The 15,682-nt window shown below is 46.1% G+C and carries 14 protein-coding genes; 9 read left to right on the top strand and 5 right to left on the bottom strand.

The window, feature by feature from the left end:
- Window positions 1-2,376: a DNA topoisomerase IV subunit A gene (gene parC, locus VC159_RS05970; RefSeq protein ID WP_323473568.1), complete on the top strand. Its 2,376-nt coding sequence runs from the start codon at window positions 1-3 to the stop codon at window positions 2,374-2,376.
- A gap of 23 nt (window positions 2,377-2,399) precedes the next feature.
- Here parC and VC159_RS05965 read toward each other — a convergent pair whose 3' ends face one another.
- Entirely contained in the window at window positions 2,400-3,359 is a 960-nt protein-coding gene (locus VC159_RS05965; protein ID WP_323473076.1) for an XdhC family protein, read from the bottom strand.
- Window positions 3,360-3,422: 63 nt separating this feature from the next.
- On the opposite strand from VC159_RS05965, the gene VC159_RS05960 reads away from it, so the two are divergent.
- A complete protein-coding gene (locus tag VC159_RS05960; RefSeq protein WP_323473075.1) occupies window positions 3,423-4,082 on the top strand; it encodes a nucleotidyltransferase family protein in 660 nt (219 codons plus the stop codon).
- 11 nt (window positions 4,083-4,093) lie between these two features.
- Here the strand turns inward: VC159_RS05960 and VC159_RS05955 are convergent, their stop codons facing one another.
- The 3 genes from VC159_RS05955 to VC159_RS05945 are packed head-to-tail and all read right to left on the bottom strand — an operon-like array spanning window position 4,094 to window position 6,657.
- Window positions 4,094-4,552 carry a RidA family protein gene (locus tag VC159_RS05955; RefSeq protein ID WP_323473074.1) on the bottom strand — a complete coding sequence of 153 codons (459 nt, stop codon included), beginning with the start codon at window positions 4,550-4,552 and terminating at the stop codon, window positions 4,094-4,096.
- A gap of 35 nt (window positions 4,553-4,587) precedes the next feature.
- Window positions 4,588-5,763, bottom strand: coding sequence for a vWA domain-containing protein (locus VC159_RS05950; protein ID WP_323473073.1), 1,176 nt, complete (start codon window positions 5,761-5,763; stop codon window positions 4,588-4,590).
- A 24-nt stretch (window positions 5,764-5,787) separates the two neighbouring features.
- Window positions 5,788-6,657, bottom strand: coding sequence for a MoxR family ATPase (locus VC159_RS05945; RefSeq protein ID WP_323473072.1), 870 nt, complete (start codon window positions 6,655-6,657; stop codon window positions 5,788-5,790).
- A 163-nt stretch (window positions 6,658-6,820) separates the two neighbouring features.
- On the opposite strand from VC159_RS05945, the gene VC159_RS05940 reads away from it, so the two are divergent.
- Together VC159_RS05940 and VC159_RS05935 are read left to right on the top strand one after the other, a co-directional pair.
- Window positions 6,821-7,186: a cytochrome c gene (locus VC159_RS05940; RefSeq protein WP_323473071.1), complete on the top strand. Its 366-nt coding sequence runs from the start codon at window positions 6,821-6,823 to the stop codon at window positions 7,184-7,186.
- A 31-nt stretch (window positions 7,187-7,217) separates the two neighbouring features.
- On the top strand, window positions 7,218-7,571 hold the full coding sequence (locus tag VC159_RS05935; RefSeq protein ID WP_072582384.1) for a c-type cytochrome: 354 nt from the start codon (window positions 7,218-7,220) through the stop codon (window positions 7,569-7,571).
- 70 nt (window positions 7,572-7,641) lie between these two features.
- Here VC159_RS05935 and VC159_RS05930 read toward each other — a convergent pair whose 3' ends face one another.
- A complete protein-coding gene (locus VC159_RS05930; protein ID WP_323473070.1) occupies window positions 7,642-8,280 on the bottom strand; it encodes a GntR family transcriptional regulator in 639 nt (212 codons plus the stop codon).
- A gap of 96 nt (window positions 8,281-8,376) precedes the next feature.
- On the opposite strand from VC159_RS05930, the gene scpA reads away from it, so the two are divergent.
- The 5 genes from scpA to VC159_RS05905 are packed head-to-tail and all read left to right on the top strand — an operon-like array spanning window position 8,377 to window position 15,668.
- Window positions 8,377-10,551, top strand: coding sequence for a methylmalonyl-CoA mutase (scpA, locus tag VC159_RS05925; protein ID WP_215360213.1), 2,175 nt, complete (start codon window positions 8,377-8,379; stop codon window positions 10,549-10,551).
- 14 nt (window positions 10,552-10,565) lie between these two features.
- Window positions 10,566-11,591: a methylmalonyl Co-A mutase-associated GTPase MeaB gene (gene meaB, locus VC159_RS05920; RefSeq protein WP_215360215.1), complete on the top strand. Its 1,026-nt coding sequence runs from the start codon at window positions 10,566-10,568 to the stop codon at window positions 11,589-11,591.
- A 10-nt stretch (window positions 11,592-11,601) separates the two neighbouring features.
- A complete protein-coding gene (locus VC159_RS05915) occupies window positions 11,602-13,134 on the top strand; it encodes an acyl-CoA carboxylase subunit beta (protein WP_072582555.1) in 1,533 nt (510 codons plus the stop codon).
- Between the two features lie 15 nt (window positions 13,135-13,149).
- On the top strand, window positions 13,150-15,186 hold the full coding sequence (gene accC, locus VC159_RS05910) for an acetyl-CoA carboxylase biotin carboxylase subunit (protein WP_323473069.1): 2,037 nt from the start codon (window positions 13,150-13,152) through the stop codon (window positions 15,184-15,186).
- A gap of 14 nt (window positions 15,187-15,200) precedes the next feature.
- Window positions 15,201-15,668, top strand: coding sequence for a VOC family protein (locus VC159_RS05905; RefSeq protein WP_215360382.1), 468 nt, complete (start codon window positions 15,201-15,203; stop codon window positions 15,666-15,668).
- The last annotated feature ends 14 nt before the right edge of the window (window positions 15,669-15,682 follow it).

Here is a 15,682-nt window from a genome sequence, read left to right as displayed (position 1 = left end):
ATGGATATTGTTGAAGTGGAAGAGACCCCTGCAGTTGCCGCTTCTTCTGGCGGTGGAGCGGGTAATCATGACCCCAAAACGGTTGACTTGAATGAAGATGGTAAAGACAGCTTAACTCTAGCGGTATATGCAGAGCGTGCCTATTTAGATTACGCAATTAGCGTAGTTAAAGGCCGTGCATTGCCTGATGTATCTGATGGTCAAAAACCTGTACAGCGCCGTATTTTGTTCTCAATGAGCGAAATGGGTTTGCGTGCAGATGCTAAACCAGTGAAGAGTGCGCGTGTTGTTGGCGATGTATTAGGTAAGTTTCATCCCCACGGCGACCAGTCCGCATACGATGCCTTGGTTCGTTTGGCGCAAAGCTTCTCATTGCGCTACCCATTAATTGATGGTCAAGGTAACTTCGGCTCACGCGATGGTGATGGCGCAGCAGCGATGCGTTACACCGAGGCACGTCTTACTAAGATCGCTAGTTTGCTTCTGAGTGAGATTGATGAGGGTACGGTAGATTTTGCGCCGAACTATGACGGCTCATTTCAAGAGCCTAAATTATTGCCAGCGCGCTTGCCTTTTGTATTGCTCAATGGTGCATCCGGTATTGCCGTTGGTATGGCGACCGAGATTCCTTCACATAATTTGCGTGAAGTGGCTACGGCCGCTGTTGCTTTAATGAAGTCTCCAAAGATGAGTACTTCAGAGTTATTGGAGATCATGCCTGGCCCTGACTATCCAGGCGGCGGTCAAATCATTTCTTCTGCTGCAGAAATTGCGCAGATATATGAAGCGGGGCGCGGCAGTATTAAAGTGCGTGCACGTTGGTCTGTTGAAGAACTCGCTCGAGGTCAATGGCAGATTGTGGTTAACGAACTTCCACCAGCAACTTCCTCGCAGCGTGTTTTGCAAGAGATTGAAGAGATTACCAACCCGAAGGTTAAGGTAGGCAAAAAGACCTTAACACCCGAACAAAATAATCTTAAATCAACCATCTTGAATGTGCTCGATGGCGTGCGTGATGAATCCAGCAAGGATGCCGCAGTACGTTTGGTATTTGAGCCCAAGAGTAAGAATATCGACGTCAATGAGTTCGTCAATCTGCTGTTAGCACATACCTCGCTCGAGTCCAATGCACCAATGAACTTGGTAATGATTGGCAACGATGGACGCCCACGTCAAAAAGGCTTAAAAGAAATTCTGTCTGAGTGGGTTGCATTTAGAGTTGCCACCGTTACTAGACGAACTCAGCACCGCTTAGGCAAAGTCAAAGACCGTATGCATATCTTGGAAGGACGCTTAACCGTTCTTCTCAATATTGATAAGGTTATTAAGATCATCCGTAATAGCGATGAACCTAAGGCGGATTTGATCAAAGAATTCAAGCTGAGCGATCGCCAGGCTGAAGATATTCTGGATATTCGCTTGCGCCAGTTGGCGCGTCTTGAAGGTATCAAGATCGAGCAAGAGCTGAAAGAACTTAAGACTGAACGTGATGACCTGGAAGGTTTATTGCAAAACGACACCGTATTACGCAAGCGCATCATCAAAGAAATCGAATCCGATATGAAGGACTTTGGTGATGATCGTCGCACTCTGATTCAGGAAGATAAGCGCGCCGTTGCTGAGACCAAAGTCATTGATGAGCCTGTCACAGTCATTGTTTCCCAAAAGGGCTGGGTACGTGTTCGTCAAGGTCATGAGCATGATGCAACTCAATTTGGCTTCAAAGCGGGCGATGCTTTATACGCTACCTTTGAAGTGAGAACTGTAGATGTTATTCAGGGCTTTGGCAGTGACGGACGTGTATACACAGTTCCTGTCAGCGAATTACCAGGTGCCCGCGGTGATGGCTCGCCATTAACTAGCTTCGTCAATTTGGCCGCTGGCTCCCAAATGGTTGCCTATTACGCTGGTCAACCTGATGATTTGGTATTGCTCTCTACTAAAGCGGGCTATGGGTTCTTGGCCAATGTTGCTGATATGACTACTCGCAATAAAGCGGGTAAATCATTCTTGAGCATGGACGCTAAAGTTCCTGGCGATGCTCCTCTAGGGGCTGCTAAGGTGAAGGTAGGCATGAAGCAAGTTGCCTGCTTATCAGAAGCTTCTAAGTTATTGGTTTTCCCATTAGATGAACTCAAGCGTCTGCCAACCGGCGGTAAGGGTGTAATTCTGATGGGCTTGGATGAAAAAGAGCACTTGGCTTCGGCTATCGCAGTTGGTCCTGACGGGGCTACCTATTCAGGCGCTGGACGTGCTGGTAAACCAACTGAGCTCGGCCTTGATGCCAAAACCTTGAAGTCTTTTGCGGGTAACCGCGCACGCAAAGGTCACTTTGTTGAGCCGCGCTTAAAAGACGGCAAATTAACAGCGAACTAAGCCAGTTAAGTCAGCTAAGTCAGCTAAGTTTTCTTTGGAATACTCACGCCATATTTAACAGCAATCACTTCTGCCAGAATCGAAACTGCGATCTCTGGTGGGGTGAGAGCGCCAATATATAGACCAACAGGACCGTGTAATTTTTCAACCTGCTCTTGGCTGACATCAAACTCAAGCAAGCGCTCTTTGCGTTTCTGAGTATTTTTTCTGCTACCAAGCGCCCCTACATAAAAGGCAGGAGACTTCAGGGCCTCCATCAAAGCCATGTCATCTAACTTGGGGTCGTGTGTCAGGGCAACGACAGCGGTGTGAGAGTCAACACCAATCTCTAGCAAGACATCATCTGGCATGCCCTTTGAGAAAGTAATATCAGAACGATTTAGGCCTTCGGCATATTCTTCACGAGGATCAATCACGACGACTTCGAAATCTGAAGCCAGCGCAAAATCCGCCGTGTATAGGGATAGCTGACCAGCGCCAATAATCACCATGCGCCAACGAGGGCCGTAAGTGGTTTGCATTTCCTCTTCAGTGCAAGCAAATTCATCACTGCGATCTCCTAAGCTGAGGGTAGATTTGCCAGTAGCCAAATTAACGGAGCGGCGTGTAATTTGATGAGAAGAAATATTCGCAAGCAACTTTTCCAAAATAGCTAATTCTGGCCTAGGCTCTACCAATAAACGTAAGGTGCCACCACAAGGCAGACCAAAACGGGCGGCCTCTTGCTGCGTTACTCCGTAAACCACCATTTCTGGGGTATCGCGAGTAAGGATTTCAGTTTGGACCCGACGAATAAGGTCATCTTCAACACAGCCCCCTGAAACAGACCCAGCAACTTGTCCATCAGCTCGTATAGCAAGCCAGGAGCCGACTGGACGGGGTGCTGAGCCCCAAGTCTGAACCACGGTCGCAATCGCGACAGATTGACCCGCTTGCAGCCATTCGACTGCAGATTTGAGTACGCTTAAATCGGTGCTGTTCATGCGTTTTCTTCTTTTTCGTTCTTTTGTGAAAGCTTTTATTAATAACTATTTATTATCACTCTAATGAGCATCTCCGGTGAATCCTTCAAAATCCCCAATTTGCGTCTAGCCATCCTGATATTGGCAGCGGGTGAGGGAAGTCGTTTGGGTGGATATCCCAAAGCCTTATTAAAAAAAGGCGGAGATAGTTTGTTAAAGCGCTTTATTCAATCTACCCAGAGTTTTGACCCCATTGAGACTTTGGTCGTTACAGGCTTTTACTCGGACCAAATCGAAGCAGAAATTAAATTACTTAAGCAAGCCGTAGCAAACCCTATAACTTGGATAAAAAATCTTCAGCCACAGTTGGGTCAAGCCTCTTCAGTACGTCTTGGTCTTGAATCTCTAAAAAGTGACTACGATGTTTTGTTGATTGCTTTATGCGATCAGCCTGGCATAGCTAGCAATGAGATTGACGCATTACTGTGGCAATTTAATCAACGAGACGTAAACCAAGAGATCGTATTGCCGATGGTGAACGGTCAACGAGGTAACCCCGTGTTACTTTCAAGAGCGGTGATCGATCAAATCTTATCGATTCCAGGAATGGTCTGCAGGCCCTACATGGATCTACATCCCGAGCTAGTGAAAACTTTTGTTACTGATAATCAAGCCTTTGTAATGGATGTCGATACGCAGAGCGATATCGAGAAACTAGGGCTGGATAGAATCCAGCCCCATTAGGTTGCATTGAGTTAAATCTCAGCAATCAATTCAATTTCTACACAAGCACCAAGCGGGATTTGAGCAACGCCAAAGGCGCTACGCGCATGTTTGCCAGCGTCGCCAAAAACTTCAAACAATAATTCTGAGCAGCCATTCACTACCAAATGTTGTTCTGTGTAGCTGTCAGTGGAGTTCACTAAGCCCATGACTTTAACGATGCGCTTTACTTTATCCAAAGAGCCTAAGTGGTTTTGTAAGGTAGAAATCAAGTCAATCGCAATAGCGCGGGCAGCGGCTTTACCAGTTTCTGTATCCATGTCTTTACCGAGCTTACCAACCCAAGGTTTGCCATCTTGCTTAGCAATGTGACCAGAAAGAAATACGGTATTACCAGTGGTGGCAGCCATGACATAGGCAGCAGCAGGAGGTCCTGGTGGCGGTAAATCGATGCCGAGGGTCTTAAGACGTTCGCTAATGGTTGTGCTCATATGAGGTTTCTGTAATTAAATTGAATAAAAGAATCTTACTTGGAAAGCTGACGCATGGCACTTTCAAGGCCATTCAGAGTAACTGGGTACATGCGATCTTTCATGAGGTTTTGCATGATGTCGATCGATTGACGGTATTGCCAGATGGATTCGGGCTCAGGATTAAGCCACGCAAAATGCGGGAAGTGGTCAATGAGTCGATTAATCCAAACAGCGCCCGCTTCTTTGTTGTTGTATTCAACAGAGCCGTTTGGGCTCAATATTTCATAAGGAGACATCGTCGCATCTCCAACAAATATGAGCTTGTAGTCGGGCCCATATTTATTAATGATGTCTTGCGTTGCAGTCACTTGATCACGTCTGCGGCGATTGCTTTGCCATAAGTTTTCATAAACACAGTTATGGAAATAGTAATGTTCTAAGTGCTTAAATTCAGCCTTAGCAGCGGAAAATAACTCAGCAATGCGTTGGATATGATCATCCATCGAACCGCCGACATCCATCAGTAGCAAAACCTTGACCTGGTTATGTCGCTCGGGTCGCATTTGAATATCAAGCATGCCGGCATTGGCAGCTGTTGAATGAATGGTTTTATCTAAATCGAGCTCTAGAGTAGATCCTTCTCGGGCAAAGCGACGTAGGCGCCGTAAAGCGACTTTTATATTGCGTGTACCTAATGCTAGATCGCTGTCGTAATCCTTAAATTCTCGAGCTTCCCAGACTTTGATAGCCGTTCTGTTGCCCGCACTCTCGCCACCAATACGGATGCCTTCAGGGTGGTAGCCGCTGTGACCAAATGGTGAAGAGCCACCTGCGCCAATCCATTTATTGCCACCGCCATGCCATTCTTTTTGCTCTTTTAAAAGCTCCTCAAGCCGCTTCTTTAAGGCATCCGGTCCGCCTAATTTCTGCAGCGCAGCTTTTTCTTCATCCGTTAGTACACGTTGAAGTTTTTTCTCTAACCATTCCAGTGGAATATCTGGTGAGAGCGCAATGATTTGCTCGACCCCATTGAAGTAGGATCCAAAAACTTGATCAAAGCGATCAAAGTGTTGCTCATCTTTAACTAAGGTCATGCGCGAGAATTGATAAAACTCATCAATAGATGGGTTAATGACACCGGATTTCAAACCCTCCAAAAGAGTTAAAAACTCTCGCACTGAAACAGGCACCTTGGCCTCTTTCAGATTTAGGAAGAATTGAATCAACATGTCAGAAGTCTTCTAGCTAACAAGTTAGCGATGATTGCGATTCATCATGACCAAGCGTTCAAATAGATGAATATCTTGTTCATTCTTAAGTAAAGCCCCGTGCAAGGGCGGCACGACAATCTTTTCATCACTGCTATGTAATGCTTCAGGCGGAATATCTTCCGCCAATAAGAGCTTGAGCCAATCGATTAGTTCAGATGTAGAGGGCTTCTTTTTTAATCCCGGTAACGAGCGAATCTGGTAGAAGGCCTTGAGGGCAGCATCCAAAAGATCCTGTTTGATATTGGGGTGGTGCACATCCACGATGCTTTGCATCGTATTGGCGTCCGGGAAGGTGATGTAATGAAAGAAGCAACGACGTAAGAAAGCATCGGGTAATTCTTTTTCATTGTTTGAAGTAATGATGACGAGCGGGCGATGTTTAGCCTTAATCAATTCACGAGTTTCATAGACATAAAACTCCATGCGATCAATTTCACGTAATAAATCATTCGGAAACTCAATATCTGCTTTATCAATTTCATCGATTAGCAATACAGTCGGCTCATCTGCTTCAAAAGCTTGCCAAAGAACACCTTTCACAATGTAGTTGCGAATATCGTTTACTTTTTCATCACCCAATTGGGAGTCGCGCAAACGGCTTACGGCATCGTATTCATATAGACCCTGCTGAGCCTTAGTGGTTGATTTGATATGCCATTGCAACAGCGGCATGTTGAGGGCAGCAGCGACTTCTTCAGCGAGCATAGTTTTTCCAGTGCCGGGCTCTCCTTTAATAAGAAGAGGACGCTGCAGAGCAATGGCCGCATTTACTGCCAATTTCAGATCATCGGTAGCGACATAGCTTTGGCTGCCCGCAAAGCGATTTGGAGAGGGTGGGGTGGATTTGCTCATAGACATACCTAAATAAGGACTGGATTAAGCATTCAAGTATAGGTAAATGAGGGGAATTTTTCAGTGTTTCTACTGATTTTGGTCTCTGAAATGACGGGAAAGGCATCTGTCCGCTATACTCTTCCCAAATTGATCCAAATCAAACTCATTAATAATGATTTCTATGAAAAAACTCACATTTCTTCCTCATTTGGCCGTTGCTGCAACTTTAGCTTTTGCAGGTTTTGTTGCTCAGGCTGATGAAGTTAAAGGCAATGCCGCTGCTGGTAATGCTAAGGTTTGGCTTTGTGTTGGTTGCCACTCCATCCCTGATTACCGCGCTGATTACCCATTGGTATACAAAGTCCCTATGTTGGGCGGTCAAAATGGTGCCTATATTGCTACTGCTTTGTCAGAGTACAAAAAAGGTGAACGCAAGCATCCAACGATGCGCGCTATTGCTGCCAGCTTGTCTGACCAAGATATGGCCGATATTGGCGAATACTATGCTGCGCAAACTGCCAGCACACCGAACAACCCATTGAAGTGATTCATTGATAAAGATACATAGAGATACTTTTATGAAATTTGCACTAATTACAGCAGTTTTGCTCTCCAGCATTGGTTTGGTAAACGTAGCAAATGCTGCCAACGTAGATAAAGGTCAGGCATTGGTAGAGAAGGCTAATTGCGCCTCTTGCCATGGTGCTGGACTCAATGCTCCAATCTTGCCGGCTTATCCAAAGTTGGCTGGCCAGTATTCTGATTACTTGTATTACGCCTTGAAGGCTTACAAAGTAGGTAACGGCAATCCTCAGTATGGTCGTAATAACGCCATCATGGGCTCGCAAGTACAAGCCTTTAGTGATGCTGATATGCAAGATATCGCCGCTTATGTTTCCAGCTTGCCAGGTAATTTTGTTATTAAAAAGTAAACCCTGCTAGCTTGGGCTACTTAGATTAAAGGCTTAGAATAATCTTCTAAGCCTTTATTTTTTATAGTTTTTATCTTAGCGCCTCTAGCCCATGGGCAAGATGTTTACGCATCACCGATTCAGCAGCTTGCTCATCTCGCTTGAGAAGTGCTCGAAGGATTTCTCGGTGCTCAACTAAAGAGTTTTGCAGTCTACCGGTGCTAGTTAATGAGTCTCTACGATGTAATTTGAGAACTTTACGTAGATCAGCTATGACACCATTCATCCATTTATTGCCTGCAATTTCTTGTATTAGCTCATGAAATTTGCCATTTATTTCAAAAAACTGCTCAATATCTCGGTCGGCAGCGGCTTTCTCTAAGCGGTGGTGCAAGTGGTCCAGCATATTGAGCTCTGCTTCAGTTGCTTTAATCGCCGTTTCCTTAGCTGCTTGACCCTCTAAAAGGGAGAGGATGGTAAAGATCTGCTCCAGATCTTTTCTGGCTACTTCTGTCACATACGCGCCACGCCGCATTTTGATGGTGACGAGGCCTTCAGATGCCAGAACCTTGATCGCCTCACGCATTGGCGTGCGACTAATGCCGAATTGCTCAGCAAGCGATTGCTCATCCAGCCAGCTTCCTGGGGCCAATTGTTTGCTAAATATCTGCTCCCGCAGGCGGTCAGCAACGTCTTCGTATAAGGGTCTATTATTCAGTTTTGTATTCATAATTATGAATACATGATAGCTAGACAAATGAGAAATAGTCAAGCAGAATGTAAGGATATTTCGATGCAATGCAGCAAAAATTAACCGGGAGTTTTTGTGAGTTCTAAAGAAAATAATTCATGGCCATCATTTCCAGACGCCAATTTAGAGGCCTGGAAAAAGTCAGCACAAAAATCTGCACCTAATGGTGATGTTGATTCCTTGGGTTGGAAAACTCCGGATGGAATTCATTTAAAAGCTTTGTACACATCATCGGATGTTGAAGGTCTTAACTATACCGATACATTGCCTGGATTTGAGCCATTTGTACGTGGTCCACAAGCGACGATGTACTCGGTTCGTCCTTGGACTATTCGTCAGTACGCTGGATTTTCAACTGCAGAAGAATCCAATGCGTTTTATCGCAAGGCACTTGATGCAGGTGGTCAAGGTGTATCCGTTGCTTTTGACTTAGCCACTCATCGCGGTTACGACTCTGATCATCCACGTGTTACCGGTGACGTTGGTAAGGCCGGTGTTGCGATTGACTCTGTAGAAGATATGAAGATCTTGTTTGATGGCATTCCATTGGACAAGGTATCTGTTTCAATGACGATGAACGGCGCTGTATTACCGGTACTGGCTGGTTACATTGTTGCTGGTGAAGAGCAAGGCGTGAAACAGGAGCAACTATCCGGAACGATTCAGAATGATATTCTGAAAGAGTTCATGGTTCGCAATACCTACATTTACCCACCAGAGCCTTCGATTCGTATTATTGGCGACATCATTGAGTACACCGCTAAGCACATGCCGAAGTTCAACTCGATTTCTATTTCGGGTTATCACATGCAAGAAGCTGGCGCCAATCAAGTGTTGGAATTGGCATTCACTTTGGCCGATGGTAAAGAGTATGTAAAAACAGCGCTCGCTAAAGGTTTGGATGTTGATGGCTTCGCAGGCCGTCTCTCTTTCTTCTTTGCGATTGGTATGAATTTCTACCTTGAAGTGGCCAAGTTGCGTGCCGCCCGCTTGTTGTGGTGGCGCATTATGAAATCCTTCGAGCCAAAGAATCCGAAGTCATTGATGTTGCGTACGCACTGCCAAACATCCGGCTGGTCCTTAACTGAGCAAGATCCATACAACAACGTAGTAAGAACTACGGTAGAGGCGATGGCTGCAGTATTTGGTGGTACGCAGTCATTGCATACCAACTCTTTAGATGAGGCGATTGCCTTGCCTTCCGAGTTCTCCAGCCGTATTGCGCGCAATACCCAGTTGATCCTTCAAGAAGAAACCCATATTCCAAGTGTGATCGATCCATGGGCAGGCTCTTACATGATGGAAAATCTCACTCAAGAAATGGCTGACAAAGCCTGGGAAATTATTCAAGAAGTAGAAGCCATGGGCGGCATGACCAAGGCGGTTGAAAGTGGTTGGGCCAAGCTCAAAATTGAAGCTGCTGCTGCTGAGAAACAGGCCAAGATAGATTCAGGCTCGGACGTCATTGTGGGTGTGAACAAATACAAGCTTGGCAAAGAAGATCTCGTTGATGTATTGATGATCGACAACGATAAAGTTCGCGAAGGTCAGGTTGCACGCCTTAAAGAAATTAAGGCTAAGCGTGACTCCAAAAAAGTAGAGGCTGCATTAGAGGCGTTGACTAAGGCTGCTGAAGATAACTCTGGAAACTTGTTGGAGTTATCTGTCAATGCAATTCGTTTACGAGCAACCGTTGGCGAAGTATCTGATGCATTAGAAAAAGTTTACGGGCGCCATCGCGCCGATACTCAAAAGGTGACCGGTGTGTATGCAGCTGCTTATGATTCAGCCGAAGGCTGGGCAAAACTCCAGACTGAAATTGCTGACTTTGCAAAAGACTTTGGTCGTCGTCCACGCGTGATGATTGCTAAGTTGGGGCAAGATGGCCACGACCGTGGAGCAAAGGTGGTTGCTACAGCTTATGCTGACTTGGGTTTTGACGTGGATATCGGACCGTTATTTCAAACTCCAGAAGAATGTGCACGCCAGGCGATCGAGAATGACGTACATGCATTGGGTGTCTCCACCTTAGCGGCCGGCCATAAGACCTTGGTGCCAGCCATCATTGCTGAATTAAAAAGACAGGGTTCAGACGACATCATCGTCTTCGTTGGTGGTGTGATTCCAAGGCAAGATTACGAGTTCCTCTATGAGGCGGGTGTTAAAGGCATTTATGGTCCAGGCACTCCAATTCCGGCTTCGGCCAAGGATGTGCTCGAGCAAATCCGCAAATCTGTTAAACCAGCTTAGTACAGGCCATAGGCATGCTCGAAGCCGCTGATCAAGCCCTAGTGAATGATCTCATTGGTGCGCCATCGCTTAAACAGCGACGTGCATTGGCGAAAATCATTACGCTGCTTGAGTCAACTCGACTAGACCATCGTCATCGTGCTGATGACGTGCTCAATTCTTTATTGCCTAAAACAGGTAAATCCTTTCGGTTAGGTATCTCTGGCGTCCCAGGTGTTGGTAAATCAACCTTAATAGAATCTTTAGGTCTTTACCTTATTGAAAAAGGACATCGAGTTGCTGTACTCGCGATCGATCCTTCTTCTAGCATCTCTGGCGGTTCCATTTTGGGTGATAAGACCCGTATGGAACGTCTATCCGTTCTGGAGCACGCCTTTATTCGCCCAAGTCCATCGTCTTGTACGCTGGGTGGCGTAGCGGAGAAGACGCGTGAGGCAATGTTGGTGGCTGAGGCTGCAGGTTTTGATGTGATTATTGTTGAAACAGTCGGCGTAGGGCAGAGTGAGATTGCGGTTGCAGGTATGACAGATATGTTCCTGTTGATGCAGCTCCCCAATGCTGGCGATGATTTGCAAGCGATCAAGAAAGGCGTAATGGAAATCGCCGATCTGATCGTCATCAATAAAGTAGACATCGATCCTGATGCCGCAATGCGTGCTCAGTTATTTATCACCAGCTCCTTACGACTGCTCGGCTTTCAAGGCAATCCGGATCACGAATCCCATGACAAAGAGTTTTGGCATCCACAGGTCATGACTTTAAGCGCCCTGGAGGGTAAGGGGGTTCCGGAGCTATGGGAAAAGGTATCTCATTTTGAGTCTCTCCAAAAAGCCAATGGGAAATTTGACTCTCGTCGCAAAGAGCAATCAGGTGCATGGATGTGGGATCGCATCGATGCAGGATTAAAAAATGCATTTCGTAGTAACGAAGCCGTTCAAGCGCTTCTACCAAGCTTGGCAGCACAGGTAAACCAAGGAACTATGGCAGCTTCAGTAGCGGCAAGACGACTACTGGAAGCCATGGGGCATGAATTTTTCTAAGGAGCAGGAAATGAAGGAAATCATTCAACAACTGGAAGCGAAGCGTGAGCTTGCTCGATTGGGTGGCGGGCAAAAGCGCATTCAGGCTCAACATGCGAAGGGCAAATTAACTGCTCGTGAGCGTATTGAGCTTTTGCTTGATGCTGGCACATTCGAGGAATGGGATATGTTCGTTGAGCACCGTTGTCATGATTTTGGCATGGCTGATCAAACTGTTCCTGGCGACGGTGTTGTCACAGGGTACGGAATGATTAATGGTCGCCTGGTGTTTGTTTTCTCCCAGGACTTCACTGTTTTAGGTGGCTCCTTGTCAGAGGCCCATGCAGAAAAGATTTGCAAGATCATGGATCAAGCACTCAAGGTAGGCGCTCCTGTAATCGGCCTAAATGACTCTGGCGGTGCGCGTATTCAAGAGGGTGTTGCATCACTTGGCGGCTATGCAGAGATTTTCCAACGCAATGTGACCGCATCTGGCGTGATCCCGCAAATTTCCTTGATCATGGGACCATCAGCTGGTGGTGCTGTTTATTCCCCGGCCTTGACCGACTTTATCTTCATGGTCAAAGATAGCTCTTACATGTTTGTAACGGGCCCTGAAGTAGTAAAGACTGTGACCCATGAGGATGTTACTGCTGAAGAGTTGGGTGGTGCAGTGACTCACTCAACAGTATCCGGTGTTTGCGATTTGGCTTTTGATAATGATGTAGATGCAATCATGATGCTGCGTCGTTTCTTTAACTACTTACCGCTCTCAAATCGTGAAAAACCACCTTTGATTAAAGGCGCAAATCGAACTGAAGAGCCTGATTTTTCATTAGATACCTTAGTGCCATCCAATCCAAATCAACCTTACGATATGAAAGAGTTGATTGAGAAGATTGTTGATGATGGCGAGTTTTTTGAGTTGCAACCTGACTACGCAAAAAATATCGTGATTGGCTTTGCTCGTATCGAAGGCCGTTCAATTGGTATTGTTGCCAATCAACCATTGATTCTGGCTGGTTGTTTGGATATCAAGGCATCCATCAAAGCTGCGCGTTTCGTACGCTTCTGCGATGCCTTCAATATTCCGGTAGTGACCTTAGTTGACGTTCCTGGCTTTATGCCCGGCACTGCACAAGAATACGGCGGCATTATTAAGCATGGTGCGAAATTGCTCTATGCGTACGCTGATTGCACCGTACCCAAGGTGACTTTAATTACTCGAAAAGCATATGGTGGCGCCTATGACGTGATGGCTTCTAAGCATTTACGTGGTGACGTGAACTTTGCCTGGCCTTCAGCAGAAATTGCCGTGATGGGCCCTAAGGGCGCTGTTGAGATTATTTTCCGTGAAGAGAAATCGGACCCAGAAAAAATCACTGCACGTGAAGCTGAGTACAAGTCGAAGTTTGCCAACCCGTTTGTAGCAGGTCGTCGCGGTTACATCGATGACGTCATTCTCCCGCATGAGACCCGTAAACGGATTGCTCGTTCACTAGCGATGCTCAAAGACAAAGACTTGAAGAATCCTGCGCGTAAACACGGCAATATTCCTCTGTAAAGGCGCTGACAAATTATGACTACGAAAATGTTTAAGAAAATACTGATTGCTAACCGCGGCGAAATTGCTTGCCGTGTGATGATGACCGCTAAAAAGATGGGCATCAAGACTGTAGCCGTTTACTCAGAGGCCGATAAAGAAGCGCGTCACGTACAACTGGCTGATGAAGCGGTTTGTATTGGACCAGCACCTTCGCGTGAATCCTACTTAGTAATGGACCGAATTATCCAGGCCTGTAAAGATACTGGTGCTGAAGCAGTTCATCCTGGTTATGGTTTCTTATCTGAGAACGAGCAGTTTGCTAAGCGTTGCGAGGAAGAAGGCATTGTCTTTATTGGCCCTAAGCATCAATCCATCGCTGCTATGGGTGACAAGATCGCCTCCAAGAAGCTTGCTTTAGAAGCCAAGGTAAATACTATTCCTGGTTATAACGAGGCGATTGACACCACTGAAGAAGCGGTCAAAATTGCTCAAGGTATTGGCTATCCCGTCATGATTAAAGCTTCGGCAGGCGGTGGTGGTAAGGGCTTGCGCGTTGCATTTAATGATAAAGAAGCTGCCGAAGGTTTTGCAGCTTGCAAAACCGAAGCAATGAATAGCTTCGGTGACGATCGTATTTTTATCGAGAAGTTTGTAGAGGGTCCGCGTCATATTGAGATTCAGGTTTTAGGTGACTCCTTTTGCAATGTGGTTTATCTCAATGAGCGTGATTGCTCCATTCAGCGCCGTCATCAAAAAGTCATCGAAGAAGCGCCTTCGCCTTTTATCGATCCGGCGACTCGTAAAGCGATGGGCGAACAAGCAGTTGCATTAGCAAAGGCTGTGAACTACCAATCTGCCGGTACGGTGGAGTTTGTGGTTGGTAAAGATAAGTCTTTCTATTTCCTAGAAATGAATACCCGTTTACAAGTTGAGCATCCAGTGACCGAAAGTATTACTGGTCTTGACTTGGTAGAGCAGATGATTCGGGTTGCTGCGGGTGAGAAGTTAGCATTTAAGCAGGAAGATGTGAAATTAGACGGATGGTCTATGGAATGTCGTATTAATGCTGATGATCCATTCCGCAATTTCCTCCCTTCAACTGGCCGTCTAGTGAAGTACCGTCCGCCAGAGTCTATCAATGGAGTGCGCGTTGATGCTGGCGTGTATGAGGGCGGTGAAATTCCGATGTACTACGACTCAATGATTGCTAAATTGATTGTTCACGGCAAGGATCGCACGGAAGCAATTGAAAAGATGCGCGCAGCATTGAATGATTTTGTGATTCGCGGCATTCATTCCAACATTCCATTTCAAGCGGCTCTATTGCAACACCCACGCTTTGTAAATGGCGACTTTACAACTGGCTTTATTGCAGAAGAATATCCAGAGGGCTTTAAAAAGGATTCTGTACAGCCCGCCGATCCTAAGCGTTTGGCAGCATTAGCTGCGTTTATGCGCTATCGCTATCTTGAGCACATCAAGATGATTGATGGTCAATTGGCTGGCCACGAAATGATTATTGCGAAGAAATTTGTAGTGGTTACTGGCAAAAAAACCGGCTCAATGAATGACCCGTATGAAGTGCCTATTCGTGTTGAGCTCAAAGATGGCATCTATTCTGTCTACATTGATGACGCGGATGGTGTAAGCCGTTATGACATTGTCAGTGACTGGCGTCCTGGACAAATTTGTCTGCATGCGACTATTAACGGTACGCACAAAATCACGGCTCAAGTGGAGCGCCGCGGCGTTAGATATGGATTAATTCTTGATGGCGCTCATTACGAATGCATGGTTCTAAGTCCTTTAGGCGCAGAGTTGCAACGTCGTATGCCTGTCAAGTTACCGCCAGATACTTCTAAACTAGTGATGTCTCCTATGCCAGGCCTGTTAACAAAAATTGCCGTCAAGGCAGGTGAGGCAGTTACCGCAGGTCAGAAACTAGCCTCAATTGAAGCGATGAAAATGGAAAATACACTATCCGCTATGCAAGATGGTGTGGTTGCTGAAATCTGCGCCAAAGAGGGCGATAGTTTGGCGGTGGATCAATTAATTATTCGTTTTGAATAAGCAGGTAAATGACTATGAGCGCTAAGCCATTTAAGATTTTAGGTATTCAGCAAATCGCTATTGGTGGTGAGAATAAAGATCGACTCAAGAAGTTGTGGGTTGATATGCTGGGATTTGAATACAAAAGCACTTTTGTCTCCGAGCGTGAAAACGTAGATGAGGACATCTGTGCAATTGGTTCTGGTGCTCATGAGATTGAGGTTGATCTGATGCAGCCATTTGATATCGAAAAGAAACCGGCAGTTCATCAAACGCCCTTAAATCATATTGGCTTATGGGTGGATGACTTGCCTAAAGCGGTCGAGTGGCTCTCAGCCAATGGCTTGCGATTTGCTCCAGGTGGTATCCGCAAGGGTGCAGCTGGCTACGACATCACCTTTGTCCATCCCAAGGGGAATGATGACTTCCCGATTAGCGGAGAAGGGGTGCTCATTGAGCTGGTACAAGCACCTCCCGAAGTGATTGCGGGATTGAGTTCATAATTTGGTTTTGTAAT

The organism is Polynucleobacter sp. JS-JIR-II-c23, assembly GCF_035011225.1.
GTDB lineage: Bacteria > Pseudomonadota > Gammaproteobacteria > Burkholderiales > Burkholderiaceae > Polynucleobacter.
The sequence above is the reverse complement of the archived record's forward strand: the minus strand, read 5'-3'. Positions and strand labels throughout refer to the sequence as shown.

Bases quoted from the DNA above. Each gene is read 5' to 3' on its own strand.
- parC (WP_323473568.1), top strand. From the start codon at position 1: ATGGATATTGTTGAAGTGGAAGAGACCCCTGCAGTTGCCGCTTCTTCT.
- VC159_RS05965 (WP_323473076.1), bottom strand. From the start codon at position 3,359: ATGAACAGCACCGATTTAAGCGTACTCAAATCTGCAGTCGAATGGCTG.
- VC159_RS05960 (WP_323473075.1), top strand. From the start codon at position 3,423: ATGAGCATCTCCGGTGAATCCTTCAAAATCCCCAATTTGCGTCTAGCC.
- VC159_RS05955 (WP_323473074.1), bottom strand. From the start codon at position 4,552: ATGAGCACAACCATTAGCGAACGTCTTAAGACCCTCGGCATCGATTTA.
- VC159_RS05950 (WP_323473073.1), bottom strand. From the start codon at position 5,763: ATGTTGATTCAATTCTTCCTAAATCTGAAAGAGGCCAAGGTGCCTGTT.
- VC159_RS05945 (WP_323473072.1), bottom strand. From the start codon at position 6,657: ATGAGCAAATCCACCCCACCCTCTCCAAATCGCTTTGCGGGCAGCCAA.
- VC159_RS05940 (WP_323473071.1), top strand. From the start codon at position 6,821: ATGAAAAAACTCACATTTCTTCCTCATTTGGCCGTTGCTGCAACTTTA.
- VC159_RS05935 (WP_072582384.1), top strand. From the start codon at position 7,218: ATGAAATTTGCACTAATTACAGCAGTTTTGCTCTCCAGCATTGGTTTG.
- VC159_RS05930 (WP_323473070.1), bottom strand. From the start codon at position 8,280: ATGAATACAAAACTGAATAATAGACCCTTATACGAAGACGTTGCTGAC.
- meaB (WP_215360215.1), top strand. From the start codon at position 10,566: ATGCTCGAAGCCGCTGATCAAGCCCTAGTGAATGATCTCATTGGTGCG.
- VC159_RS05915 (WP_072582555.1), top strand. From the start codon at position 11,602: ATGAAGGAAATCATTCAACAACTGGAAGCGAAGCGTGAGCTTGCTCGA.
- accC (WP_323473069.1), top strand. From the start codon at position 13,150: ATGACTACGAAAATGTTTAAGAAAATACTGATTGCTAACCGCGGCGAA.
- VC159_RS05905 (WP_215360382.1), top strand. From the start codon at position 15,201: ATGAGCGCTAAGCCATTTAAGATTTTAGGTATTCAGCAAATCGCTATT.